Below are 960 nucleotides of genomic sequence, written 5' to 3'. Positions count from 1 at the left end.
TACACTTTCACAGTTACTAACCAAGGGAATGTAAGTCTGTCTAACATAATAGTAGACGACCCATTATTAGGAGGTCCATTGGCAGGTCCAATAAGCGGAGATACTGATAACGACGGACAACTTGATGTAACAGAAACTTGGTTATACGAAGCGAACTACACAATCACCCAAGTAGATATTGATGCTGGAGAAGTAGTAAACCAAGCGACAGCTACTGGAACAGCTCCAGACCAAAGTACTGTATCTGATGTATCAGGATCGACAATTGAAAACGACGACCCAACAGTTATCGAACTTTGTCAAAACCCTGCAATTGCAATAGTAAAAACAGGAGTGTTTAATGACGAGAACGGTGATGCTTGTGCTAATGTTGATGAGACTATTACCTACACTTTCACAGTTACTAACCAAGGTAATGTAAGTTTGTCTAACATAATAGTAGACGACCCATTATTAGGTGGTCCATTAGCAGGTCCTTTAAGTGGAGATACTGATGGCGATGGAGAGTTAGATGTAACCGAAACTTGGATTTACGAAGCGAGCTACACAATCACCCAAGCAGATATTGATGCTGGTGAAGTAGTAAACCAGGCGACTGCTACTGGAACAGCTCCAGACCAAAGTACAGTATCTGATGTATCAGGATCGACAATTGGAAATGACGATCCAACAATAATTGACTTATGTCAGAAGCCTGAAATTGCAATTGTAAAAACAGGAGTTTTTAATGACGAGAACGGTGATGCTTGTGCTAATGTTGATGAAACTATCACATACACTTTCACAGTTACTAACTTAGGAAATGTAAGTCTGTCTGACATCATAGTAGACGACCCATTATTAGGAGGTCCATTGGCAGGTCCAATAAGTGGAGATACTGATGGTGATGGAGAGTTAGATGTAACTGAAACTTGGATTTACGAAGCGAGCTACACAATCACCCAAGCAGATATTGATGCT

Annotated in this window: 1 protein-coding gene; it reads left to right on the top strand. The window is 40.6% G+C overall.

Annotated elements, in window-relative coordinates; translation table 11 throughout:
• On the top strand, window positions 1-960 hold a 960-nt coding region (locus tag RT250_RS13500; RefSeq protein ID WP_435373078.1), incomplete at both ends, for a DUF7507 domain-containing protein.

The sequence above is a fragment of the Aequorivita sediminis genome (assembly GCF_032080575.2).
GTDB classification, from domain to species: Bacteria; Bacteroidota; Bacteroidia; order Flavobacteriales; family Flavobacteriaceae; genus Aequorivita; species Aequorivita sediminis.
Note: the sequence above shows the minus strand (reverse complement) of the source record. Positions and strands in the feature narration are given on the sequence as shown.